21 protein-coding genes are annotated in these 22,432 nt (G+C 73.6%); 10 read left to right on the top strand and 11 right to left on the bottom strand.

The genetic code is table 11. The features are described 5' to 3' along the window. Positions 1-292: 292 nt before the first annotated feature. The 4 genes from proC to ACSP97_RS20235 all read right to left on the bottom strand — a co-directional run bounded on the left by proC (position 293) and on the right by ACSP97_RS20235 (position 2,843). Positions 293-1,105 (bottom strand): pyrroline-5-carboxylate reductase, encoded by an 813-nt coding sequence (gene proC, locus ACSP97_RS20250; RefSeq protein WP_355149805.1) that lies wholly within the window; start codon positions 1,103-1,105, stop codon positions 293-295. A 76-nt stretch (positions 1,106-1,181) separates the two neighbouring features. Continuing rightward, the gene (locus ACSP97_RS20245) at positions 1,182-1,967 is read right to left on the bottom strand and encodes a class I SAM-dependent methyltransferase (RefSeq protein WP_440553674.1); all 786 of its coding nucleotides are present in this window, start codon (positions 1,965-1,967) and stop codon (positions 1,182-1,184) included. 55 nt (positions 1,968-2,022) lie between these two features. After that, positions 2,023-2,529, bottom strand: a complete 507-nt coding sequence (locus tag ACSP97_RS20240) for an EamA/RhaT family transporter (RefSeq protein WP_440553672.1) — start codon at positions 2,527-2,529, stop codon at positions 2,023-2,025. Positions 2,530-2,588: 59 nt separating this feature from the next. After that, positions 2,589-2,843: an SH3 domain-containing protein gene (locus tag ACSP97_RS20235; protein WP_355149799.1), complete on the bottom strand. Its 255-nt coding sequence runs from the start codon at positions 2,841-2,843 to the stop codon at positions 2,589-2,591. A 144-nt stretch (positions 2,844-2,987) separates the two neighbouring features. Here ACSP97_RS20235 and ACSP97_RS20230 point away from each other — a divergent pair, with 144 nt between their 5' ends. Next, positions 2,988-5,126: a serine/threonine-protein kinase gene (locus ACSP97_RS20230; protein WP_440553670.1), complete on the top strand. Its 2,139-nt coding sequence runs from the start codon at positions 2,988-2,990 to the stop codon at positions 5,124-5,126. 55 nt (positions 5,127-5,181) lie between these two features. Here the strand turns inward: ACSP97_RS20230 and ilvD are convergent, their stop codons facing one another. The 4 genes from ilvD to ACSP97_RS20210 all read right to left on the bottom strand — a co-directional run bounded on the left by ilvD (position 5,182) and on the right by ACSP97_RS20210 (position 9,588). Beyond that, on the bottom strand, positions 5,182-7,035 hold the full coding sequence (ilvD, locus tag ACSP97_RS20225; RefSeq protein WP_355328126.1) for a dihydroxy-acid dehydratase: 1,854 nt from the start codon (positions 7,033-7,035) through the stop codon (positions 5,182-5,184). Positions 7,036-7,147: 112 nt separating this feature from the next. Continuing rightward, complete coding sequence (locus ACSP97_RS20220; RefSeq protein ID WP_355328124.1) at positions 7,148-7,771, bottom strand: TetR/AcrR family transcriptional regulator; 624 nt, start codon at positions 7,769-7,771, stop codon at positions 7,148-7,150. Continuing rightward, on the bottom strand, positions 7,768-8,580 hold the full coding sequence (locus ACSP97_RS20215; protein ID WP_070022503.1) for a sugar phosphate isomerase/epimerase family protein: 813 nt from the start codon (positions 8,578-8,580) through the stop codon (positions 7,768-7,770). The genes ACSP97_RS20220 and ACSP97_RS20215 overlap by 4 nt, the downstream gene beginning before the upstream one ends. A gap of 75 nt (positions 8,581-8,655) precedes the next feature. Further along, the gene (locus ACSP97_RS20210; protein ID WP_355529728.1) at positions 8,656-9,588 is read right to left on the bottom strand and encodes a Ppx/GppA phosphatase family protein; all 933 of its coding nucleotides are present in this window, start codon (positions 9,586-9,588) and stop codon (positions 8,656-8,658) included. A gap of 71 nt (positions 9,589-9,659) precedes the next feature. On the opposite strand from ACSP97_RS20210, the gene ACSP97_RS20205 reads away from it, so the two are divergent. Next, positions 9,660-10,499: a hypothetical protein gene (locus tag ACSP97_RS20205; RefSeq protein WP_440553667.1), complete on the top strand. Its 840-nt coding sequence runs from the start codon at positions 9,660-9,662 to the stop codon at positions 10,497-10,499. A 173-nt stretch (positions 10,500-10,672) separates the two neighbouring features. Here the strand turns inward: ACSP97_RS20205 and ACSP97_RS20200 are convergent, their stop codons facing one another. Continuing rightward, a complete protein-coding gene (locus tag ACSP97_RS20200; protein ID WP_440553665.1) occupies positions 10,673-12,439 on the bottom strand; it encodes a BACON domain-containing protein in 1,767 nt (588 codons plus the stop codon). Between the two features lie 201 nt (positions 12,440-12,640). Between ACSP97_RS20200 and radA the strand changes: the two genes are divergently transcribed. Together radA and disA are read left to right on the top strand one after the other, a co-directional pair. After that, positions 12,641-14,050 carry a DNA repair protein RadA gene (gene radA / locus ACSP97_RS20195; RefSeq protein WP_355328120.1) on the top strand — a complete coding sequence of 470 codons (1,410 nt, stop codon included), beginning with the start codon at positions 12,641-12,643 and terminating at the stop codon, positions 14,048-14,050. 80 nt (positions 14,051-14,130) lie between these two features. Next, the gene (gene disA / locus ACSP97_RS20190; RefSeq protein ID WP_355529722.1) at positions 14,131-15,255 is read left to right on the top strand and encodes a DNA integrity scanning diadenylate cyclase DisA; all 1,125 of its coding nucleotides are present in this window, start codon (positions 14,131-14,133) and stop codon (positions 15,253-15,255) included. Positions 15,256-15,320: 65 nt separating this feature from the next. Here disA and ACSP97_RS20185 read toward each other — a convergent pair whose 3' ends face one another. Beyond that, the gene (locus tag ACSP97_RS20185) at positions 15,321-16,151 is read right to left on the bottom strand and encodes a hypothetical protein (protein ID WP_355328118.1); all 831 of its coding nucleotides are present in this window, start codon (positions 16,149-16,151) and stop codon (positions 15,321-15,323) included. A gap of 179 nt (positions 16,152-16,330) precedes the next feature. Between ACSP97_RS20185 and ACSP97_RS20180 the strand changes: the two genes are divergently transcribed. The 5 genes from ACSP97_RS20180 (at position 16,331) to cseC (ending at position 20,814) form a co-directional block, all read left to right on the top strand. Beyond that, positions 16,331-17,206 (top strand): A/G-specific adenine glycosylase, encoded by an 876-nt coding sequence (locus tag ACSP97_RS20180; protein WP_355149779.1) that lies wholly within the window; start codon positions 16,331-16,333, stop codon positions 17,204-17,206. A 287-nt stretch (positions 17,207-17,493) separates the two neighbouring features. Beyond that, positions 17,494-18,033: a SigE family RNA polymerase sigma factor gene (locus tag ACSP97_RS20175; RefSeq protein ID WP_070022497.1), complete on the top strand. Its 540-nt coding sequence runs from the start codon at positions 17,494-17,496 to the stop codon at positions 18,031-18,033. Next, positions 18,021-18,680 carry a hypothetical protein gene (locus ACSP97_RS20170; protein ID WP_382011206.1) on the top strand — a complete coding sequence of 220 codons (660 nt, stop codon included), beginning with the start codon at positions 18,021-18,023 and terminating at the stop codon, positions 18,678-18,680. The genes ACSP97_RS20175 and ACSP97_RS20170 overlap by 13 nt, the downstream gene beginning before the upstream one ends. A gap of 54 nt (positions 18,681-18,734) precedes the next feature. Further along, entirely contained in the window at positions 18,735-19,442 is a 708-nt protein-coding gene (gene cseB / locus ACSP97_RS20165; protein ID WP_355149777.1) for a two-component system response regulator CseB, read from the top strand. Positions 19,443-19,455: 13 nt separating this feature from the next. After that, the gene (cseC, locus tag ACSP97_RS20160; protein WP_440553660.1) at positions 19,456-20,814 is read left to right on the top strand and encodes a two-component system sensor histidine kinase CseC; all 1,359 of its coding nucleotides are present in this window, start codon (positions 19,456-19,458) and stop codon (positions 20,812-20,814) included. Between the two features lie 3 nt (positions 20,815-20,817). Here cseC and ACSP97_RS20155 read toward each other — a convergent pair whose 3' ends face one another. Continuing rightward, positions 20,818-21,420 carry a TetR/AcrR family transcriptional regulator gene (locus ACSP97_RS20155; RefSeq protein WP_355149773.1) on the bottom strand — a complete coding sequence of 201 codons (603 nt, stop codon included), beginning with the start codon at positions 21,418-21,420 and terminating at the stop codon, positions 20,818-20,820. A 117-nt stretch (positions 21,421-21,537) separates the two neighbouring features. Between ACSP97_RS20155 and ACSP97_RS20150 the strand changes: the two genes are divergently transcribed. Beyond that, positions 21,538-22,299: an SDR family oxidoreductase gene (locus ACSP97_RS20150; RefSeq protein WP_382077597.1), complete on the top strand. Its 762-nt coding sequence runs from the start codon at positions 21,538-21,540 to the stop codon at positions 22,297-22,299. Positions 22,300-22,432 lie beyond the last annotated feature (133 nt).

Here is a 22,432-nt window from a genome sequence, read left to right as displayed (position 1 = left end):
ACTCCCAGTCAGGGGGGTTTGCCTTCCCGGCCGTTGGGCCGTTCCGACGAGTGAGACTTTAGCGGATTCCCGGCTCCCGAGCTAATCGGGGGCCTGCGCCCTTTCGAACGCGGATTCCTCATTTCGCAAATACGCACGCCAAAACTTTCGACACCGGGGTGTCGGGAGTGGGTGGTGCTCACGGAATGGCTGTCCGGGGACCGACCGGAGTCGGCGCTCACGTCGGACAACTCGGAGTACCTTACGGATCGCTCCGAGGTGTGTCAACTCCGGGCCGGCCCCCGCGTCGGGGTCAGTCCTTCTTGCCGGTGGCCAGCTCACGACTGCGGTCGCGGGCGGCCTCCAGGGCGGCGATGAGGGCGGCGCGGACGCCGTGGTTCTCCAGCTCGCGGATGGCGTTGATCGTCGTACCGGCCGGGGAGGTGACGTTCTCGCGGAGCTTGACCGGGTGCTCCCCGCTGTCGCGGAGCATCACGGCGGCGCCGATCGCGGACTGGACGATGAGTTCGTGGGCCTTGTCGCGGGGCAGGCCCAGCAGGATGCCGGCGTCGGTCATGGCCTCGACCAGATAGAAGAAGTACGCCGGTCCCGACCCGGACAGGGCGGTGCAGGCGTCCTGCTGGCTCTCGGGGACACGCAGGGTCTTGCCGACGGCGCCGAAGATGTTCTCCGCGGTGGCCAGGTGGTCCGGGGTCGCGTGGGTGCCGGCGGAGATGACGGACATGGCCTCGTCGACGAGGGCGGGGGTGTTCGTCATGACGCGGACGACCGGGGTGCCCTGGGCGAGGCGCTCCTCGAAGAAGGCGGTCGGGATGCCGGCGGCGCCGCTGATGACCAGTCGGTCGGCGGGGACGTGCGGGGCCAGCTCGTCCAGGAGGGCGCCCATGTCCTGCGGTTTGACCGTGAGGATCAGGGTGTCGGCGGTCTTGGCGGCCTCGGTGTTGGTGACCGGGGTGACGCCGTGGCGGGCGCGGAGCTCTTCGGCGCGTTCGGGGCGGCGGGCGGTGACCAGGAGGTCGGCGGGCGCCCAGCCGGCCCGGATCATTCCGCTGAGCAGGGCTTCGCCGATCTTCCCGGTGCCGAGTACTGCGACTTTCTGGCTCATGCGGTTCAGTCTGGCACCGGTGCTCCGGGCGGCGGGGCGGCTGTCCGGCCTGCGGAACGGCGCGCCCCGCAGGCCCTCAGCCCTTCCTCGCCACCAGCAGGAGCACGTCGTACGTCTCCTCCACGACGCCGTCCGGGAAGACCTCCAGGAGGTGGCCGCGCTCCTCGTCGAGGAAGGCGGTGCGCCGGGGCTCGTCCAGGACCAGGAAGAGCGAGTGGCTGCCGATGTTGGCGAGGTGGGTGTCGAGGGTGACCCGGCGGCTCCAGCGGATCTTGTGGCGGGCGAAGTCGAGGCGGCCGCTCGGGTCGGCCAGGTCCAGCCGCTCGTTGGCCTTCGCGTACCGCTCGGCCGGGTCGAAGCCGAAGAAGCGGCCCTCGCGCTCCGCCGCCCGCGCGATCCACTCGATGTCGAAGGCGTCCGTGTTCCACCACAGCGCCAGCGCGCCGCCCGGTCGCAGCACCCGCAGCGCCTCCGGCACCGACTGGGCCGGGTCGGTCCAGTGCCAGGCCTGGGCGTAGGTGAGGAAGTCGGTCGTGGCGTCGGCGAGGGGAAGGGCGTTGCCGTTGGCCCGCAGCAGCGGGATGTCCGGGTTGCCGCGGCGGAACTCCGCGGCCATGCCCTCGCCGGGCTCGATCGCGAGGACGTCCGCGCCGCGCGCGTGCAGCAGCGCGGTGGCGATGCCGGTGCCCGCGCCGACGTCCACCACCCGCGCGCCGGACAGGGACCGGCCGGCCGTCTCCTCGATGGTGTCGAAGAGGGCGGACGGGTAGGAGGGACGGCTGGCCGCGTACTGGGCGGCGGCCGCGTTGAAGGAGTGGGCGCGGGCGGAGCGCTCGGCGGCGGGCGGCTGCGTGGTCGTCATACCCCCATGGTGCTCGGTGGCCGGGACCGGTGACAGCGGCTTTCGGCCCGCCGGGTCAGCGGCGGCGCTTCTTCTTCGCCGGGTTGCCCGAGCGGCGGGTGGTGCGTGCGGCGTGCTCCGCGCGGGCCGTCTCGTACTCCTCGCGGTGCAGTCGTTCGCCCGGGGCCTCGGTGAGGGAGCGCAGGAAGTAGGCGAGCAGGATGCCGACGAAGCCGATGGCGAGCAGGCCGCGCAGGGAGGACTGGCGCTGGGGGTCGGGGCGCTTGCCGAAGCCGCCCCAGGTGTTGCCGAAGGCGAGCGCGGTGCAGACCGCGAACATGGCGACGATCAGCACGGTCACGAAGGTGCCGGTGCCGGCGATCCGGATGCCCTGGAAGGCGAAGCGCAGCACCAGGCAGGAGACGACCGCCGCGGCGAGGGAGCCGATGGCGACTCCGGTGCGGCGCAGCGCGTAGCCGTCGTCGTGGTGCACCCAGGACGTGCCGAAGAAGCGCAGGGGTTCGGGGCGAGGGCCGCCCGCGGAGCCCTCCGGGGTGCCCGGGGTGCCGGTTTCGTCGCTCACGGGACGATTATGGCGCCGGGCGGCGGAGGGGTCGCGGGCGGGGCGACGCCTGGTGCGGGTCAGCCGCAGCGGTCGGCCACGTAGCCGTCGCTGCCGGTGTGGACGTAGGCGTCGGAGACGAACTCGCCGTCGCTGATGTTGTCCCAGATGTTCGTGGTGCCGTACGTGCCGGTGACCGTGGTCCCCGGGGTCTGGCAGTAGATCGGCACCTTGGCGCCCTCGGGCAGGACGCGGGTGACGCCGTAGCCGGTGCCGGGGCCGCTGCGGACGTTCACGCGGACGCCCGGGGCGACCGGGTAATAACGGACGGACATGCGGTTTCCTCCCCCGTGAGTCCCATGGCCGCATGGGACTGCTGATTGGCGAACGGAGGTTAGCAAGCCGCCTCGGTCTGGTACGAGCCATCGACTAGGCTCCGTGCGTCGCGCGGACGAGGAGCACGGGGGGCGGTCCAGTCGATGACGCCACAGCGCAGCACCGGAGCGGGCGCGGAGGCCGATATGCCCGAGTATGCCGGTCACTACCGTCTGGAGTCACGGCTGGGGTCCGGTGGCATGGGGGTGGTCCACCTCGCCCGCAGTACGTCCGGGCTGCGGCTCGCGGTGAAGGTCGTGCACGCCGAGTTCGCGCGGGACCGGGAGTTCCGGGGGCGGTTCCGGCAGGAGGTGGCCGCGGCGCGCCGGGTCAGCGGTGCCTTCACCGCGCCGGTGGTGGACGCGGATCCGGAGGCCGAACGGCCGTGGATGGCCACGCTGTTCATTCCCGGGCCGACCCTGTCCGAGCAGGTGAAGCAGCACGGGCCGCTGGACGCCGGGCAGTTGCGGCGGCTGATGGCGGGGCTCGCGGAGGCGTTGCGCGACATTCACCGTGTGGGCGTGGTGCACCGGGATCTCAAGCCGAGCAACGTACTGCTCGCGGAGGACGGTCCGAAGGTCATCGACTTCGGTATCTCCCGGCCCAAGGACAGCGAACTGCGCACGGAGACCGGCAAGTTGATCGGGACGCCGCCGTTCATGGCGCCCGAGCAGTTCCGGCGGCCGCGGGAGGTGGGGTCGGCCGCGGACGTCTTCGCGCTGGGTTCGGTGCTGGTGCACGCGGCGACCGGGCGGGGGCCGTTCGACTCCGACAGCCCGTATGTCGTCGCCTATCAGGTGGTGCACGACGAGCCCGATCTGTCGGGGGTGCCGCGGTCCCTGGCGCCGCTGGTCGAGCGCTGTCTGGCCAAGGAGCCGGAGGACCGGCCCACGCCGGACGAGCTGATGCGGCAGCTGCGGTCGGTGGCGGCGGCGTACGACACGCAGGCGTTCATACCGGCGCAGCGGACCTCCGGTGCCGTGGGTCCGGTGGACCCGGGCGCGGACGTGCCGCCGTCTCCGAAGGAGGGGAAGGACAGGGGAGAGGAGAAGAAGTCGCGGGGCCGGGGGCTGCGGCCGGGGCGGCTCGCGGCCGTGGTGGCCGGGACGCTCGGGCTCGTGGCGGGCGGAGTGCTGGCCTCCGTGCACTGGCTGGGCGACGACGGGAAGCCGGGGAATCCGCGGACGGCGGCGGTGGGGTTCGCCGGGTGGCGTACGAAGCCGGTCGCCGGGCAGGCGGCCGCGCCCCGGTGCGCCTTCGGCGCGGGGAAGCTGCTGTGCGCCGGTGGCGGTCAGGCGTACGCGCTCGACGCGCGCGGTGGCCGGGTGCTGTGGCGGCATCCCTTCGCGGGGGCGCGCTGGAGCGGGGCCCCGGTGGTGTCGGGCGGGCTGGTGCAGGTGCGCGACCAGGCCGGGGACGCGGTGGCGCTGGACCCGGGCACGGGCCGCACCCGCTGGCGGCGTGCCCTGCCCACGGGCGCCGGCACCCGGTACACGGCCGGGACGCTGCTGATCACGGGCGCGGACGGCACGGTCACGGGGGTCGACGGCCGCTCGGGGCGGACGAGCTGGAGCCATCGGCTGCCGGGCGACGGCCCACTGCGCGTCGACACCTTCCCGGACGACGGTGCGGCCGGTGCGCTCGCCTGTGCGACGACGACCAGCGCCGACGGCAGGAGCACCCGGGTCGTGGCCTTCGACCCGGCGACGGGTGCGGTGCGCTGGGACGCCCGGCTGTCCGGGCTGCTCCGGCCGGTCGGGGCCGAGGGCGGCGCCATGTACTTCACGGCGGCCGATCCGGTGTACGGCGACACCGATGCCGTGGTGCGGTACGACGCCGCGTCCCGGACCGCGCGCCGGGTGCCGCTGCCGGCGCCCCGGCCGGACGTGCACGCCGCCGTGCGTCGCGGTGTGGTCTACCTGCTGGACGTGAACGGCGGCCTGGACGCCGTGGACACCGGGGCGGGCGAGCGGGTGTGGCACCTGGAGACGTCGGTGAGCCGCGGCTCGGCGCCGGTCGTCGGGGACCGGTACCTGTACTTCTCGGCGGGTGACGGCCGGCTGCTGGCCGTGGAGGTGCGCGGCGGGCGGCTCGCGGGGCAGACACCGGCCCGGCCGGGGGCCGGTTCGCAGGCGGTCGCGGCGCTGCGGGCCGCGCCCGTCCTCGCCGCCCCTCAGGTGTACGGCACCGCTCCGGACGGCTCGGTGTTCGCGCTCGACGGGCGGGACCCGTCGGCCTGGTGAGACGGAAAAGGGGCCGCCCCCTGGTGGAGGCGGCCCCTTCCGGGTGTCGCGGGGATCAGCCGAGCTTGCTCACGTCGCGCACCGCGCCCTTGTCGGCGCTGGTCGCCATCGCGGCGTAGGCGCGCAGGGCGGCGGAGACCTTGCGGTCGCGGTCCTTCGGGGCGTAGGTGCCGTTCAGCTCCTCGGTGCGGCGGGCCAGTTCGGCGTCGTCCACCAGCAGCTCGATCGACCGGTTCGGGATGTCGATGCGGATGCGGTCGCCGTCCCGGACGAGGGCGATGGTGCCGCCGGAGGCCGCCTCCGGGGAGGCGTGGCCGATGGACAGGCCCGAAGTGCCGCCCGAGAAGCGGCCGTCGGTGATCAGCGCGCAGCTCTTGCCGAGGCCGCGGCCCTTCAGGTACGACGTCGGGTACAGCATCTCCTGCATGCCGGGGCCGCCCTTGGGGCCCTCGTAGCGGATGACGACGACGTCGCCCTCCTTGACCTCCTGGGTGAGGATCCGCTGGACGGCCTCCTCCTGGGACTCGCAGACCACGGCCGGGCCCTCGAAGGTCCAGATCGACTCGTCGACGCCGGCCGTCTTGACCACGCAGCCGTCGACGGCCAGGTTGCCCCTGAGGACCGCGAGGCCGCCGTCTTTGGAGTAGGCGTGCTCGGCGGAGCGGATGCAGCCGCTTTCGGCGTCGTCGTCCAGGGTCTCCCAGCGCTCGGACTGGGAGAAGGCCTCGGCGGAGCGGACGCAGCCGGGGGCCGCGTGCCACAGTTCGACGGCCTCGGGGGAGGGGGAGCCGCCGCGCACGTCCCAGGTCTTGAGCCAGTCGGCGAGGGACGGGCTGTGCACGGCGTGCACGTCCTCGTTGAGCAGGCCGGCCCGGTGCAGCTCGCCGAGCAGGGCGGGGATGCCGCCGGCCCGGTGCACGTCCTCCATGTAGTACGTGCGGTTCTTGGCGACGTTGGGGGCGACCTTGGCGAGGCAGGGGACGCGGCGGGAGACGGCGTCGATCTGCTCCAGGCCGAAGGGGACGCCCGCCTCCTGGGCGGCGGCCAGCAGGTGCAGGATCGTGTTGGTGGAGCCGCCCATCGCGATGTCCAGGGCCATGGCGTTCTCGAACGCCTGGAAGGTGGCGATGTTGCGCGGCAGGACGGTGTCGTCGTCCTGCTCGTAGTAGCGGCGGGTGAGGTCCATGACCGTGCGGGCCGCGTCGACGTAGAGCTGCTTGCGCGCGGTATGGGTGGCGAGGACCGAGCCGTTGCCCGGCAGGGAGAGGCCGATGGCCTCGGTGAGGCAGTTCATCGAGTTGGCGGTGAACATGCCGGAACAGCTGCCGCAGGTCGGGCAGGCGTTCTCCTCGATGCGCAGGATGTCGGCGTCGGAGACCTTGTCGTTGGCGGCCTCGGAGATGGCGTCGATCAGGTCGAGGGTGCGGACGGTGCCGTCGACCAGGGTGGCGCGGCCGGCCTCCATGGGGCCGCCGGAGACGAAGACCGTCGGGATGTTCAGGCGCAGGGCGGCCATCAGCATGCCCGGGGTGATCTTGTCGCAGTTGGAGATGCAGACCAGGGCGTCGGCGCAGTGGGCCTCCACCATGTACTCCACCGAGTCCGCGATCAGGTCGCGGGAGGGCAGCGAGTAGAGCATGCCGCCGTGGCCCATGGCGATGCCGTCGTCCACGGCGATGGTGTTGAACTCGCGCGGGATGCCGCCCGCCTCGGTGATCGCCTCGCTGACGATGCGGCCGACCGGCTGGAGGTGGGTGTGGCCCGGCACGAACTCGGTGAAGGAGTTCGCGACCGCGATGATCGGCTTGCGGCCGATGTCCGCGCCGGGTACACCGGAGGCGCGCATAAGGGCGCGGGCGCCCGCCATGTTGCGGCCGTGGGTGACTGTGCGGGACCTCAGCTCGGGCATCGTCGCTCGCTCCTCGATGGACAATTCTGGCTTTCTCCGAGACTACGCCGCTGCTCCAAGGGATGGACACGGTTGTCCGCGATGCGGGACGAGTGTTTCACCCCGGGTGGTGTCAGGGCTGCGTGAGGTGCCGCTGTACGACGGGGGCCACGTGCGCGACGAGCTGCTCCGGGTCGGCCGAGGCCAGCGGTTCCAGTCTGATCACGTACCGCAGCACGACCGCGCCCACCAGCTGGGCGGCGGCCAGCTGGGCGCGCAGTTCGGCGTCCGGCAGCCGCAGGCGCTCGGCGACACGGTGGGTCAGCTGCTCGGCGACCAGGCGGCGGAAGACGGCGGCGGCGGTGTCGTCGGTGAGCGCGGAGCGGAGGATCGCCAGCAGCGGTGCCCGGGTCTCCGGGTTCTCCCAGACGCCGAACATGAAGCGGGCCAGCCGCTCCCCCACCGCCTGGGGCGGGCCCTCGGCCAGGGTGTCCGGGGCGCCGAGGGCGGGGGCGAAGGCGACCTCCACGGCCGCCGCGAAGACCTGTTCCTTGGTGCCGAAGTAGTGGTGGACCAGCGCGGAGTCCACGCCGGCCGCCTGGGCGATCCGGCGCACGGACGTCCGGTCGTAGCCGTGCGCGGAGAACTCCTCGCGGGCCGCCGTGAGGATGCGGTCGCGGGTGCCCGCGGCGTCGGTGCGCGGGGGCCGGCCACGGCGGCGGGCGGCGGGTCCGGGCGCCTCGGCGGGGCCGGTCATCGCCGGGGGAGGCGGACGGCGGCGGCCAGGTGCTTGCGGGTGAAGGCCAGGGCCTCGGCGAGGTCGGCCTCGCGCTCGGCGCTCGACATCGCCCGCCGGGTGTTGACCTCGATGACGACGTGGCCGTCGAAACCGGAGACGGTCAGGTGTTCCAGCAGCTCGGCGCAGGGCTGGGTGCCGCGGCCCGGCACCAGGTGCTCGTCCTTGGCCGAACCGCGCCCGTCGGCGAGGTGCACGTGCCCGAGCCGGTCGCCCATGCGGTCGATCATCGCCAGGGCGTCGGTGCGGGCCGTCGCCGTGTGGCTGAGGTCGATGGTGAAGTGCCGGTAGTCGTCGCCGGTGACGTCCCAGGCGGGGGCGTAGGCGAGCATCTCGCGGTCGCGGTAGCGCCAGGGGTACATGTTCTCGACGGCGAACCGCACGTCGGTCTCGTCCGCCATCCGCCAGATCCCGGCGACGAAGTCGCGGGCGTACTGCCGCTGCCAGCGGAACGGGGGGTGTACGACGACGGTGGAGGCGCCCAGTTTCTCGGCGGCGGCCTGCGCCCGGCGCAGCTTGGTCCAGGGGTCGGTGGACCACACCCGCTGGGTGATCAGCAGACAGGGCGCGTGCACGGCCAGGACCGGGATGCCGTGGTAGTCCGACAGCCGGCGCAGCGCCTCGATGTCCTGGCTGACCGGGTCGGTCCACACCATGACCTCGACGCCGTCGTATCCCAGCCGGGCGGCGATCTCGAAGGCCGTCGCCGTGGACTCCGGATACACGGAGGCTGTCGACAGCGCGACGGGCACGTCCCTTGGTTCAGCCACGTCCGTCACCTTAAAGGGTTCGGCGGGGCGGGTGCCGGGTGCCTGTTCACCGTTGTGAGGTTTGCCATGGGGGGCCTAGGCGGTGCCCATGTGGTCGAGGCGCCGCAGGATGACGCCCTCGCGCAGCGCCCACGGGCATATCTCCAGGCTCTCCACGCCGAAGAGGTCCATCGCGCCCTCGGCCACCAGGGCGCCGGCGAGGAGCTGGGCCGCCCTGCCGTCGGAGACGCCGGGCAGCTCCGCGCGCTGGTCGATGGTCATGCCGGACAGGCGCGGGACCCAGGCCTCCAGGGACTCGCGCTTGAGTTCGCGCTGCACGTAGAGGCCCTCGGCGCTGCGGGCGGCGCCGGCGATGCGGGCCAGCTGTTTGAAGGTCTTGGAGGTGGCGACGACGTGGTCGGGGGCGCCGAAGCGGGCGAACTCGCCGACCGTGCGGGCGATCTCCGCGCGGACGTGGCGGCGCAGGGCGCGCACGTCGTCCGGGGCGGGCGGGTCGCCGGGCAGCCAGCCGGCGGTGAGCCGACCGGCGCCGAGCGGGAGGGAGGCGGCGGCGTCCGGTTCCTCGTCGATGCCGAAGGCGATCTCCAGGGAGCCGCCGCCGATGTCCAGCACCAGCAGCTTCCCGGCGGACCAGCCGAACCAGCGGCGTACGGCGAGGAAGGTGAGGCGGGCCTCCTCGGCGCCGGAGAGGACCTGGAGTCGTACGCCGGTCTCGTCGGTGACCCGGGCGAGGACCTCGTCGGCGTTGCTCGCCTCGCGGACGGCGGAGGTCGCGAACGGCAGCAGGTCCTCGACGCCCTTGTCCTCGGCGGCCTGGAGGGCGTCGCGTACGACGTCGACGAGCTTCTCGATGCCGGCGTCCCCGATGGCGCCGCCGTCGTCGAGGAGTTGGGCGAGCCGAAGGTCGGCCTTGTGCGAATGGGCGGGCAGCGGGCGGGCGCCGGGGTGGGCGTCCACCACCAGCAGATGCACCGTGTTCGAACCCACGTCCAGGACACCGAGTCTCATGTACGGAACGCTACTGCCAGAACGCGGCTCCTCGGTCCCCGGTCCGGGGGCGGGGCCCTTACCCTGGACGAGTGCCAAAGACGAAAAAGGCAAAGTCGGCAAAAGCTGAAAAGGCGGACAAGGTACGCAAGGCCGCCAGAGCTTCCAAGGGGTCGAAGGTGAGCGACGAGAAGGGGCTCGACTTCGCGCGCGCGTGGGTGGAGTTTCCCGATCCGGCGGACGACGAGCAGGTCTTCCGCTGCGATCTGACCTGGCTGACCTCGCGCTGGAACTGCATCTTCGGCAGCGGCTGCCAGGGCATCCAGGCGGGCCGCGCGGACGACGGCTGCTGCTCGCTGGGCGCGCACTTCTCCGACGAGGACGACGAGAAGCGGGTCGCCGCGCACGTGGCCCGGCTCACGCCGGACATCTGGCAGCACCACGACGAGGGGCTGCGCGGCGGCTGGGTCTCGGAGGACGAGGAGGGGTCCCGGCAGACGCGGCCCTTCCAGGGGTCCTGCATCTTCCAGAACCGGCCGGGGTTCGCGGGCGGCGCGGGCTGCTCGCTGCACATCCTGGCGCTGAAGGAGGGGCGGGAGCCGCTGGAGACCAAGCCGGACGTGTGCTGGCAGCTGCCGATCCGGCGGACGTACGAGTGGATCGACCGGCCGGACGACACGCGGGTGCTCCAGGTGTCCATCGGGGAGTACGACCGCAGGGGCTGGGGCCCCGGCGGCCACGACCTGCACTGGTGGTGCACGTCGGCGACGTCGGCGCACGGCGCGGGCGAGCCGGTGTACCTCTCCTACCGGGCCGAGCTCACGGAGCTGATGGGCAAGGCGGGGTACGACCGCCTGGTCGAACTGTGCGAGCAGCGTCTGGCGTCGGCGCTCCCGGTGGTGGCCCCGCACCCGGCGGACCCGGCACCGTAGCCGCCACTCTCTGTTTTCCGCCCGGGCTTCGCGCCCGGGCTTCCACGATGCCCGCACCCCGGCCGTAAAGCCCGCCGCCCGGCCGGCCGCAGTGCGCCCCCACTCCGCGGGCCCCTGGGCCGCTGACCGCCCGCTCCCCCGCACCTGCGGCGCCCGCACCCCGGCGTGACCTCCTACGTGTCGGACGGGCTCGGCGTCTCGGTCGGGGGCGGCGGCGGGGGTGTGGGGGGCGAGGTGTCGGTGGGCGGTGGGGGCGTGGGTTCCGTGGGCGGGGAGGTCGGGGTGGCGGGCGGAGGTGGGGTGGGGATGCTCGGGGTGGGGGTGGGCGAGGGCGGCACGGGGTGGCGGGTCGGGGCCGTGCCGTAGCCGGTGATGGTGACCACCGCGCCGGCCGGGGAGACGGCCACCTGGGCGTGCCAGGGACCCGAGGGCTCCCGGAGGTGGTCGACGTAGGCCTTCACGGTCACGGAGGTGCCGGGGGCGAGGGTGCCCGAGGAGCGGCTCAGATAGAGCCAGGACGCTCCCGTGGTCGCCGACCAGCGCAGGGGGGACGAGCCGGTGGCCGTCAGGGTGATCAGGGTGGTGTCGCCGTCGTTCGCCGCGGTCACCGTCAGACCGCCGGAGGCGTCCGTGCCGGTTCCCAGGACATTGCGCACCGCCACCGAGACGTCCGGCTTGCCGTCCTCGCCCGGACGCTTCACGCGCGCGCTGCCCGCGTTCTCGTAGCCGCCCGTGCCGCCGCCCCCGAGCGTGTCGGGGCCCTGCGCCTCGTGGGTGGTGCCGTGGTGGCCGTCGCCCTCCCCGGCCGGCGCGCCCCGGTAGGCGGCCCACAGGGCGAGCGCGGGTGCCGCCACCACCGTCGCGACCACCGTCGTCGTCACCGCGCGGGCGCGCAGCCGGTCGCGGCGGGCCGCACGGTCCTTGGGGTCCATCGGGAAGCCGCGGCGGTCGAAGCGGGGGGCGGCCGCGACCCGCGACCGGGAGAGTGCGGCGAGGGCCGCGCGGGGCGCCTCCAGGACCGGCAGCTCGGCGGGGGTGACCGTGGTGCCGGGCCAGCGGCCGGGGGCCGCGCGTTCGGCGGTGCGGCGGCAGCGCGGGCAGTCGTCGACGTGCCGGACCAGCTCGCGGCGCAGCGCCGTGGAGAGGATCAGCCGGTTGTCCCCGGTGAGGTGCGCGACGCTCGGGCAGCCGCCGGTCTCCACCACGGCGAGCGCGGCGCGGGTGCGCTCGACCTCGCAGGCGGCCGCGGCCAGCAGATCGCGGGCGGCGGCCGGTGCCATGCCGAGGACGGCGGCGACCTCGCGGGCGGTGAGGTGGTGGCGGACGGCGAGTTCCAGGGCCTCGCGCTGCTCGGGGGTGGTGCCGGCCGCCTCCGGCCAGGCGAGCAGGGCCAGCTCCCGGCGCCGGTGTTCCTGGAGCGGCGCGGGGAGGTCGGGTCCGGACGGCTCCTGTCCGGCGGGCTTGCCGGTGCGGCCCGCCGCGTGCGCGGCCTGCCGCCGCTGCTTGGCCTCGGCCAGCTTGCGCAGACACGACCAGCGGGCCAGCGCGTACAGCCAGGCCCTGCGGTCGCCGTCGGCGGCGGGGGCGCGGTGCGCGCGCCGCTCGGCCAGCGCGAGGGCGTCGCCCAGGGCGGCGGTGGCCGCGTCGTGGTCGCACAGGATGGACAGGCAGTAGGTGAACAGGCCGTCCAGGTACGGCTCGTGGCTCGACGACGCGCGGCGGGCGATGGAGTGCGCGGCGGCCCGGTCGCGGGCCTCACGGGCCCTGCGGGCATCGGGCGCCCCATGAACGTCACGAGCGTCGTCCGCCTCGCGGGTCTCACGCGGCTCGGGCGCCTGCGCACGGTCGCCGGGTTCACGCGTCTCGCGCGCCTCTCGCGCCCGGCCGTGCGCCCGGTACGCGCCGGTGGTGCGGGGGGTGGTCTCCGGGCTGCTGCTCATCACCCGTGCGACCGTAGGCCGCGGCGGAGCGTCCCTTCCGGAGCCTTGAGCTGTTTTAATCCGTACGGGTGAAACGATCCCTCATAAGGGGACAGGAACCCTTTGTTCCGCGGCTGAATACGGACGCCCGGTGACCGGTACGGGTCCACCCACATGGCGGTCCCCCGTTCCGCTGTCAGTGCCGCGGGCTACGGTTTCCGCATGGCTGCCCGTACCAAGACCACCAAGGACCGCCCGTCCTACCGCTGCACCGAGTGCGGCTGGCAGACGGCCAAGTGGCTCGGCCGCTGCCCCGAGTGCCAGGCGTGGGGCACGGTCGAGGAGTACGGCGCGCCCGCCGTGCGCACCACGGCGCCCGGCCGGGTCGTGAACTCCGCGCTGCCCATCGGCCAGGTCGACGGCCGGCAGGCCACCGCCCGCTCCACCGGCGTGCCCGAGCTGGACCGGGTGCTCGGCGGCGGGCTGGTGCCGGGCGCGGTGGTGCTGCTCGCGGGCGAGCCGGGCGTCGGCAAGTCCACCCTGCTGCTGGACGTGGCGGCCAAGGCGGCGAGCGAGGAGCACCGCACCCTCTACGTCACGGGCGAGGAGTCGGCGAGCCAGGTACGGCTGCGCGCCGACCGCATCGGCGCCCTGCACGATCATCTGTATCTGGCCGCGGAGACCGATCTGTCCGCGGTCCTCGGTCACTTGGACGAGGTCAAGCCGTCCCTGCTGGTCCTCGACTCGGTGCAGACCGTCGCCTCCCCGGAGATCGAGGGGGCGCCCGGCGGCATGGCCCAGGTGCGCGAGGTGGCCGGGGCGCTGATCCGCGCCTCCAAGGAGCGCGGCATGTCCACGCTGCTGGTGGGCCACGTCACCAAGGACGGCGCCATCGCGGGCCCCCGCCTCCTGGAGCACCTGGTGGACGTCGTGCTGCACTTCGAGGGCGACCGGCACGCCCGGCTGCGCCTGGTACGCGGCGTCAAGAACCGGTACGGCGCCACGGACGAGGTCGGCTGCTTCGAGCTGCACGACGAGGGCATCACCGGCCTGGCCGACCCCAGCGGCCTCTTCCTCACCCGGCGCGACGAACCGGTGCCGGGCACCTGTCTGACCGTGACCCTGGAGGGCCGCCGCCCGCTGGTCGCGGAGGTGCAGGCGCTGACCGTCGACTCCCAGATCCCCTCCCCCAGGCGCACGACGTCCGGTCTGGAGACCTCCCGGGTGTCGATGATGCTGGCCGTGCTCGAACAGCGCGGGCGGATCAGCGCCCTCGGCAAGCGGGACATCTACTCGGCGACGGTCGGCGGGGTGAAGCTGTCCGAGCCGGCGGCCGACCTGGCGATCGCCCTCGCGCTGGCCTCCGCGGCGAGCGACACCCCGCTGCCGAAGAACCTGGTGGCCATCGGCGAGGTGGGCCTGGCGGGCGAGGTGAGGCGGGTCACGGGCGTGCAGCGCAGACTCGCCGAGGCGCACCGGCTGGGCTTCACACATGCCCTGGTGCCGGGTGATCCGGGGAAGATCCCGCCGGGGATGAAGGTGCTGGAAGTCGCCGACATGGGAGACGCACTGCGGGTCCTGCCCCGCTCCCGTCGCCGAGAGGCCCCACGGGAGGCGGAGGACCGCCGGTAGACTTTGCCCAGGTCTCGCCCGTCCGTACGAACCGCGTGCGGGTACGGGAGCGCGTCAGAACCTGCGACCGGAGGAGTGCAGTGGCAGCCAACGACCGGGCAGCAGCTCCCGGAAAGTCCGGTGGGAGTGCCGGTTCCGATGGCCTGATGCGCGCCTCGCTGAGCGCCGTGGCACCCGGTACGGCCATGCGGGACGGCCTGGAGCGCGTGCTGCGCGGCAACACCGGCGGGCTGATCGTGCTCGGCTCCGACAAGACCGTCGAGGCGATGTGCACGGGCGGGTTCGTGCTGGACGTGGAGTTCACCGCGACCCGGCTGCGGGAGCTGTGCAAGCTGGACGGCGGCATCGTGCTGTCGTCGGACCTGTCGAAGATCCTGCGCGCGGGCGTCCAGCTGGTCCCGGACCCGACGATCCCCACGGAGGAGACGGGCACCCGGCACCGCACGGCGGACCGGGTGAGCAAGCAGGTCGGCTTCCCGGTGGTCTCGGTCTCCCAGTCGATGCGGCTGATCGCACTCTACGTCGACGGTCAGCGCCGTGTCCTGGAGGACTCCGCGGCGATCCTCTCCCGCGCGAACCAGGCGCTGGCCACGCTGGAGCGGTACAAGCTGCGCCTGGACGAGGTGGCGGGCACGCTGTCGGCGCTGGAGATCGAGGACCTGGTGACGGTGCGGGACGTGTCCGCCGTCGCGCAGCGCCTGGAGATGGTCCGGCGGATCGCCACCGAGATCGCCGAGTATGTGGTGGAGCTGGGCACCGACGGCCGCCTCCTCGCCCTCCAGCTGGAGGAGTTGATCGCGGGGGTCGAACCGGACCGGGAGCTGGTGGTGCGGGACTACGTGCCCGAGCCGACGGCGAAGCGTTCCCGCACGGTGGAGCAGGCCCTGTCCGAGCTGGACGCGCTCACCCAGGCGGAGCTGATCGAAGTCGGCACGGTGGCGCGGGCGTTGGGCTACACCGGTTCGCCCGAGACGCTCGACTCCGCGGTGTCCCCGCGGGGCTTCCGGCTGCTGGCCAAGGTGCCGCGGCTGCCCGGCGCGATCATCGACCGGCTGGTCGAACACTTCGGCGGCCTCCAGAAGTTGCTGGCCGCGAGCGTGGACGACCTCCAGACGGTGGACGGCGTGGGCGAGGCGCGGGCGAGGAGCGTCCGCGAGGGTCTGTCCCGCCTGGCCGAGTCCTCGATCCTGGAGCGGTACGTCTGACCAGCGGCAGGCGCGACGCGGTTCCCGCCCGACGCGGCGCGCCGGCCTGATCCAAACGAGAGGTCCTAGTCCGCCGACAGCACGAACGACGCCGTCAGTTTCCCGTACCCCGGGGTCTTTGCCTCCAGCAGATACGTGCCCGCCTTCGCCGTGCCGCCGGACGGTGTCGCGCAGTGGGCGGCGCTCGGGTGGCGGTCCCACCGCACGGTGTACGTGATGCTCTTGCCGGCCGGCACCCGGAATGGCAGGTTGCCCGCGCCCTTGGGGCAGTCGGCGGAGGACCAGAACGCGTCGTCGGTGTCCGCGGGCGTGATCGTCAGCACCGCGTTCTTCGGCCCGAGGTCGACCTTGCAGTCGGCGGACGAGCCGTTCTTCGCGGTGAGTTCGAAGGTCGGCGTCTGGTCGGGCGAGTAGGAGTTGTGCAGGCTGCGCAGGCTCAGCGACACCGCCCCGGCCGTGCAGTCGGGCAGCGGGGAGGAGCCGGGGAGGGCGTCGCCCGCGACGACCCCGCCGCCGGCGGCGGAGCCGGCACTCGAACCGCCCGTGCCCGAACCGCCGTCGCCGGTACCGGAATCGGAACCGGAGCCCCCGCCGTCACCGGAAGCGGAACCGGAACCGGAATCCGACCCCGAACCGGAGCCCGAGCCCCCCGACTCGTCGCGCCCGCCCGGGTGTTGGCTGTAGGCGGGACCCGACCCGGACGGACCGGGTGTGATGGTGTTCGCGGGATTCTTGCCGCCGGACGCGCTGGTGCCCTTCTTGCCGCCCCCGCCCCCGGCGGTGACGAACCAGGCGATCAGCAGCGCCACCACGGCGACCACCGACAGCAGTACGGCCCTCCGACGCCAGTAGATGGAGGAGGGAAGCGGCCCGACCGGATTGCGCAGAGATCCCACGCCCAAACTCTACGAGAGATCGGCGCGCGGCCTTGCGCCACCCGCCGTGCGCGCGACAACTTTTCCGGATCATCATCCCGGCAACTGCCCCGGCAGGCACGGTTTTTCAGTTTCCGGCACGCTCGGTGACCGCGCCGTCACCCGCACCACCCGGCGGGGCGTGGCAGGATCGGAAGGCCATGACTGAGAAGCTCCACGCCCCCGTGATCGCCTGGTTCGACGCCCACGCCCGCGACCTCCCCTGGCGCCGCCCGGAGGCGGGCGCTTGGGGGGTGATGGTCAGCGAGTTCATGCTCCAGCAGACCCCGGTGAACCGGGTGCTGCCCGTCTACGAGCAGTGGCTCGCCCGCTGGCCGCGCCCCGCCGACCTGGCGAAGGAGGCTCCCGGCGAGGCGGTGCGCGCCTGGGGCCGGCTCGGCTATCCGCGCCGTGCGCTGCGGTTGCACGGCGCCGCGGTCGCCATAACGGAACGGCACGGCGGGGACGTACCGACGGAGCATGCGCAGCTGCTCGCGCTGCCCGGCATCGGCGAGTACACGGCCGCCGCGGTGGCCTCGTTCGCGTACGGGCAGCGGCACCCGGTGCTGGACACGAATGTGCGCCGGGTGCTGGCGCGGGCGGTGACGGGGGTGCAGTACCCGCCGAACGCGACCACGGCGGCCGAGCGGCGCCTCGCCCGCGAGCTGCTGCCCGAGGAGGAGGCGACGGCCGCGCGCTGGGCCGCCGCCTCCATGGAGCTGGGCGCGCTGGTGTGCACGGCGAAGAACGAGGGCTGCGCGCGCTGCCCGATCGCCGCGCAGTGCGCCTGGCGGCTGGCCGGCAAGCCGGAGCACCAGGGCCCGCCGCGCCGGGGGCAGACGTACGCCGGCACCGACCGGCAGGTGCGCGGCAAGCTGCTGGCCGTGCTGCGGGAGGCGCACACGCCGGTGCCGCAGGCGGTGCTGGACCGGGTGTGGCACGAGCCGGTGCAGCGGGCCCGCGCGCTCGACGGGCTCGTCACCGACGGTCTGGTGGAGCCGCTGCCGGGCGGTCTGTACCGGCTGCCGCTGACCTGACACCCAGCCAGTTCACAGCGGGCGTGCCTCTGTTACGGAGACCCGCGCCCAACCAGCCCCCAACAAAAGCCGCATAACCGGTCATAAGGGTTCACCTCTTTACCCGCTTCCTACGTCCGTTACACAACCGACGGATAGCCGATTGCCAGCCGCAGGCTGGTGCGCACAGCCTCGTGACAACGACTGCCTACCTTCTTGTTCGTGCCCGGCGGACCACCGGGACGGACAGCAGGACGGCGGGACTTCGGCGGGGAGCCGGAGCACACGGGGAACGGAGGCGGTTGAACATGGCCCAGGGCGAGGTGCTCGAATTCGAGGAGTACGTCCGCACGCGGCAGGACGCGCTGCTGCGCAGTGCGCGTCGACTGGTGCCGGACCCCGTCGACGCCCAGGACCTGCTGCAGACCGCGCTGGTACGGACGTACGGCCGCTGGGACGGCATCGCCGACAAGCGGCTCGCCGACGCCTATCTGCGCCGGGTCATGATCAACACGCGGACCGAGTGGTGGCGGGCACGCAAGCTGGAGGAGGTCCCCACCGAGCAGCTGCCGGACGCCTGCGTGGACGACTCCACCGAGCAGCACGCCGACCGCGCCCTGCTGATGGATGTCCTGAAGGTTCTCGCACCCAAGCAGCGCAGCGTCGTGGTGCTGCGACACTGGGAGCAGATGTCCACGGAGGAGACGGCTGCGGCCCTCGGCATGTCGGCCGGTACGGTCAAGAGCACACTGCACCGGGCGCTCGCCCGGCTCCGTGAGGAGCTGGAGGCCCGCGACCTGGACGCACGGGCGCTGGAGCGTGAGGAGCGGGAGCGTTGCGCGGCCTGACCGGGCCCGGGCCGGAACCGGCCCGCGGGAGTTTGCTGGCGGTGATCGCGGCGGTGGCCTCGGTCACCGCCCTCGCCCTTTTCGCCGCGGCGTGCGGCACGGGCGGCACGGGGGCGCGGGACGAGGGCCCAGCGCACGCCTCGGCGGTGGCCGGGGCCGTCGCCTCCCCCTCGCCGTCGCCGTCCGACCCGGACAAGTACCGGAAGGTGGACGCCGTACGGCTGCTCAAGCAGGACCCGGCCGTCTCGGCCGCGGTCAAGCGGGAGCTGAAGCCGTGCAGCGGCGACGAGTACCCGGTGGACGTCTCGTACGGCGATCTGACCGGGAACTCGGTGGACGACGTGGTGGTCAACGTGCTGACCTGCGCCGACGCGGTCGGGATCGGCTCGTATGTGTACCGGGAGGAGTCCGGCGTCTTCAAGAACGTCTTCCGGACCGAGGAGTCCCCGGTCTATGCGGAGATCGACCAGGGTCGGCTTTCGGTGACGAGGCAGTATTACGAGAAGGGCGATCCCATCTCCAGCCCGTCCGGTGAGATCGTGACGCCGTACACCTGGAAGACGGGACGGTTCGCGCCCGGCAAGAGCGTGCGCAACGAGTACAGCAAGTCGGCCGGCGAGGTTCCGTCGCCCGTGCCGGACGACTGACCGCGCGCGCCCCCATCACGACCAGCACCGTTACGAGGACAGAGAGCACCCGGGATGGCAGACCAGACCCACGTTCTGTTCGTCGAGGACGACGACGTCATCCGCGAGGCCACCCAGCTCGCGCTGGAGCGGGACGGCTTCGCGGTCACGGCCATGCCCGACGGGCTGTCGGGCCTGGCGGCGTTCCGGGCGAACCGCCCCGACATCGCCCTGCTCGACGTCATGGTCCCGGGGCTGGACGGCGTCAGCCTGTGCCGGCGGATCCGGGACGAGTCGACCGTGCCGGTGATCATGCTGTCGGCGCGCGCCGACTCCATCGACGTCGTCCTCGGCCTGGAGGCGGGCGCGGACGACTACGTGACCAAGCCGTTCGACGGTGCCGTGCTGGTCGCCCGGATCCGGGCGGTGCTGCGCCGCTTCGGGCACGCGGGCGGCTCCCACCATCCGGAGGAGACCGGGTCCGCGGTGCAGGACGGCTCCACCCTGACCTTCGGCGACCTGCGGATCGACACCGACGGCATGGAGGTGCACCGGGCCGGGGAGCCGGTGGCGCTCACCCCCACCGAGATGCGGCTGCTGCTGGAGTTCTCCTCCGCGCCGGGCTCGGTCCTCTCCCGCGACAAGCTCCTGGAGCGGGTGTGGGACTACGGCTGGGGCGGCGACACCCGGGTGGTCGACGTGCATGTGCAGCGGCTGCGGCAGAAGATCGGCCAGGACCGCATCGAGACCGTCCGTGGCTTCGGCTACAAACTGAAGGCCTGAACGGAGCGGCGGCATGCGGGGGTTTCTTCGCCACCCGGTCCGGCGCATGGAGCGCGTCGGCCTGCACACCGGGATCAGATGGAAGCTGAGCGCGGCGATCGCGCTGGTGGCCGGGCTCGTGGCGGTCGCGCTGAGCCTGGTCGTGCACAACGCGGCCCGGGTCTCCATGCTGGACAACGCGCGCGACCTGGCCAACGACCGGGTCCTGCTGGCCCAGCGCAACTACGAGCTGTACGGGCGGACCAACTTCCCCGACATCAAGATCGACGACCCGGCGCTGCCGCGCGCGCTGCGGCAGAAGGTGGCGGCCGGACGGCGGGCCAGCGACGTCGCCGACCACGGCTCGAAGCCGCCGGACATCTGGGCCGCCGTACCCGCCAAGGACGGGCACGTCCTCTCCTGGCACAGCCACTTCCCCGACCGGTCCCTGGGCGTGATGAACGACCTGGACCAGGCCCTGGTCATCGGCTCCATCGCGGTCGTCCTCGGCGGCAGCGCGCTCGGCGTGCTGATCGGCGGGCAGCTGTCCGGGCGGCTGCGCAAGGCGGCGGCCGCGGCGAACGAGGTCGCCCGGGGCGAGACCGACGTACGGGTGCGGGAGGCGATCGGCGGGGTCGTACGGGACGAGACCGACGATCTCGCGCGGGCCGTGGACGCCATGGCGGACGCGCTGCGGCAGCGGCTGGAGGCCGAGCGGCGGGTCACCGCGGACATCGCGCACGAGCTGCGCACCCCGGTGACGGGGCTGCTGACGGCCGCCGAGCTGCTGCCGCCGGGCCGGCCCACCGAGCTGGTGCTGGACCGGGCCAAGGCGATGCGCACGCTGGTCGAGGACGTGCTGGAGGTGGCCCGCCTGGACAGCGCCTCGGAGCGGGCCGAACTCCAGGACATCCTGCTCGGCGAGTTCGTGGCCCGGCGGGTGGCCGCCAAGGACCCGGAGATCGTCGTACGGATCGTCCACGAGTCCGAGGTGACGACCGACCCGCGGCGCCTGGAGCGGGTGCTGTTCAACCTGCTCGCCAACGCCGCGCGGCACGGCCGGCCGCCGATCGAGGTGAGCGTCGAGGGCCGGGTGATCCGGGTCCGCGACCACGGCCCCGGCTTCCCCGAGGAGCTGCTGGCCGAGGGCCCGAGCCGGTTCCGCACCGGCAGCAAGGACCGCGCGGGCAAGGGGCACGGCCTGGGCCTGACCATCGCGGCCGGCCAGGCCCGGGTCCTCGGCGCCCGGCTCACCTTCCGCAACATCCGCCCGGTCGGCACCCCCGCCCAGCTGCCCGCCGAGGGCGCGGTGGCGGTCCTCTGGCTCCCCGAGCACGCGCCCACCAACACGGGCAGCTACCCGATGCTGCCGCTGTCGGGGAGCACCGGCTGACCCTCAGGGTCTTTCGGCAAGGGCCTGGCCGAGCAGCGCATCGGTGAGCCGCAGTGCGGCGGGCCGGTCCAGGGGGGCGTGGCCGAGCAGGAAGCGGTACCAGAACAGGCCGTAGAACTGGTCGACCAGCAGATCGACGTCCTGGCCCGCCGGGAGTTCGCCGCGCTCGCGGCCCCGCTCCAGGACCGCGCGCACCGCGGCCCGGCGCGACTCGGTGAACGTCCGCAGCAGTTCGGCCAGCCGCGGGTCCCGGGCCGCCTCGCGGACCAGCGTGCGCAGGGCCGGGCCGGAGGGGGGCCGCTGCGCCGCCTCGAAGGTGGCGGTCACCAGGGCCCGCAGATCGTCCCGGAGGTTTCCCGTGTCCGGCGCGGGTACGTCCTGGGCGGCCCGGTCCAGCAGCGCGTCCAGCAGGACGGCGCCCTTGGACGGCCACCAGCGGTACAGGGTCTGTCTGCCGACACCCGCGGCGCGCGCGATGGTCTCCACGGTGACGGGGGCGCCGTCCGCGTCGGCGAGCAGGCCGAGGGCGGCGTCGAGGATCGCCCGGCGGGCGGCCTCGTTGCGGCGCCGCCCGGTGTGCGGGCGCGGTTCCCTGGTGTCGTGCACGTGCCACTTCCTCTCGAAACCCCCTTGACGAGACTAGCGGTCTCGGCAACGCTTGGCGAGACCGGCGTTCTCGGCAACAGGCCGGAACCCGGTGACGCCTCGGGAGAGAAGCCACTCATGAGCACTCCGCACACCCTTGCGCACCCCCTCGCCGGACAGCGTGTCGTCGTCATGGGCGGCAGCTCGGGCATCGGCGAGGCGACCGCCGCGTTCTGCGCGGCGGACGGCGCGGAGGTGATCATCACCGGTCGCGGCCAGGACCGGCTCGACGCCGCGGTGACGCGGCTCGCCGGCCAGGGCGGAAAGGTCTCGGGCCACCGGCTGGACGCCTCGGACCGGGCCGCGCTGGACGCCTTCTTCGCCGGGTCCGGCACCGTCGACCACCTGATCGTCGCCCTCAGCGGCGGCAAGGGCGCCGGAGCCTTCGCCGAGCTGGACCTCGCGGACCTGGCGGCGGGTTTCGACGGCAAGTTCTGGCCGCAGGTCCGGGTGCTCCAGGCCGCGCTGCCCGCGCTGCGCCGGGACGGCTCGGTCACCCTGGTGACCGCCGCGTCCGCCCGCGCCGCCATCCCGGGCACCGCCGGCCTCGCCGCGATCAACGGCGCCCTGGAGGCGATGGTCCCGCCGCTCGCCGTCGAACTGGCCCCGCTGCGGATCAACGCGGTCGCCCCGGGCGTCGTCGACACCCCCTGGTGGGACGACAAGCCGGCCGAGCAGCGCCAGGCCATCTTCGAGGACATCGCCGCCGCCACCCCGGTGGGCCGGGTCGGCCGCCCCGAGGACATCGCCCGCGCCCTGCACATGCTCGCCGCGAACGGCTTCGTGACCGGCGTCGTCCTGGAGGCCTCGGGCGGCGCGAGCCTGTCGACGAAGCGCTGACGAGGGAGGCGGGGCGGCCCGCCCCTACCCGGGCGCGGCTCGTTCCCCGGCCCCGTCGGCGGTCCTGCCGAGTGTGCCCGGCGCGGGAACACGCAAAGGCGAAGGCCCCCGGGGCGGACACCCGCCGGGGGCC

The sequence above is a fragment of the Streptomyces sp. SCPE 10 genome (assembly GCF_051980735.1).
In the GTDB taxonomy this organism is placed as follows: Bacteria; Actinomycetota; Actinomycetes; order Streptomycetales; family Streptomycetaceae; genus Streptomyces; species Streptomyces misionensis.
This window is presented reverse-complemented; position numbering and strand designations above follow the sequence as displayed.

Coding starts and splice junctions, on each gene's coding strand:
- ACSP97_RS20245 (WP_440553674.1), bottom strand. CDS start 1,967: ATGACGACCACGCAGCCGCCCGCCGCCGAGCGCTCCGCCCGCGCCCAC.
- ACSP97_RS20230 (WP_440553670.1), top strand. CDS start 2,988: ATGACGCCACAGCGCAGCACCGGAGCGGGCGCGGAGGCCGATATGCCC.
- ACSP97_RS20175 (WP_070022497.1), top strand. CDS start 17,494: ATGGCCCAGGGCGAGGTGCTCGAATTCGAGGAGTACGTCCGCACGCGG.
- ACSP97_RS20200 (WP_440553665.1), bottom strand. CDS start 12,439: ATGAGCAGCAGCCCGGAGACCACCCCCCGCACCACCGGCGCGTACCGG.
- cseB (WP_355149777.1), top strand. CDS start 18,735: ATGGCAGACCAGACCCACGTTCTGTTCGTCGAGGACGACGACGTCATC.
- proC (WP_355149805.1), bottom strand. CDS start 1,105: ATGAGCCAGAAAGTCGCAGTACTCGGCACCGGGAAGATCGGCGAAGCC.
- radA (WP_355328120.1), top strand. CDS start 12,641: ATGGCTGCCCGTACCAAGACCACCAAGGACCGCCCGTCCTACCGCTGC.
- ACSP97_RS20150 (WP_382077597.1), top strand. CDS start 21,538: ATGAGCACTCCGCACACCCTTGCGCACCCCCTCGCCGGACAGCGTGTC.
- ACSP97_RS20235 (WP_355149799.1), bottom strand. CDS start 2,843: ATGTCCGTCCGTTATTACCCGGTCGCCCCGGGCGTCCGCGTGAACGTC.
- cseC (WP_440553660.1), top strand. CDS start 19,456: ATGCGGGGGTTTCTTCGCCACCCGGTCCGGCGCATGGAGCGCGTCGGC.
- ACSP97_RS20210 (WP_355529728.1), bottom strand. CDS start 9,588: ATGAGACTCGGTGTCCTGGACGTGGGTTCGAACACGGTGCATCTGCTG.
- ACSP97_RS20220 (WP_355328124.1), bottom strand. CDS start 7,771: ATGACCGGCCCCGCCGAGGCGCCCGGACCCGCCGCCCGCCGCCGTGGC.
- ACSP97_RS20180 (WP_355149779.1), top strand. CDS start 16,331: ATGACTGAGAAGCTCCACGCCCCCGTGATCGCCTGGTTCGACGCCCAC.
- ilvD (WP_355328126.1), bottom strand. CDS start 7,035: ATGCCCGAGCTGAGGTCCCGCACAGTCACCCACGGCCGCAACATGGCG.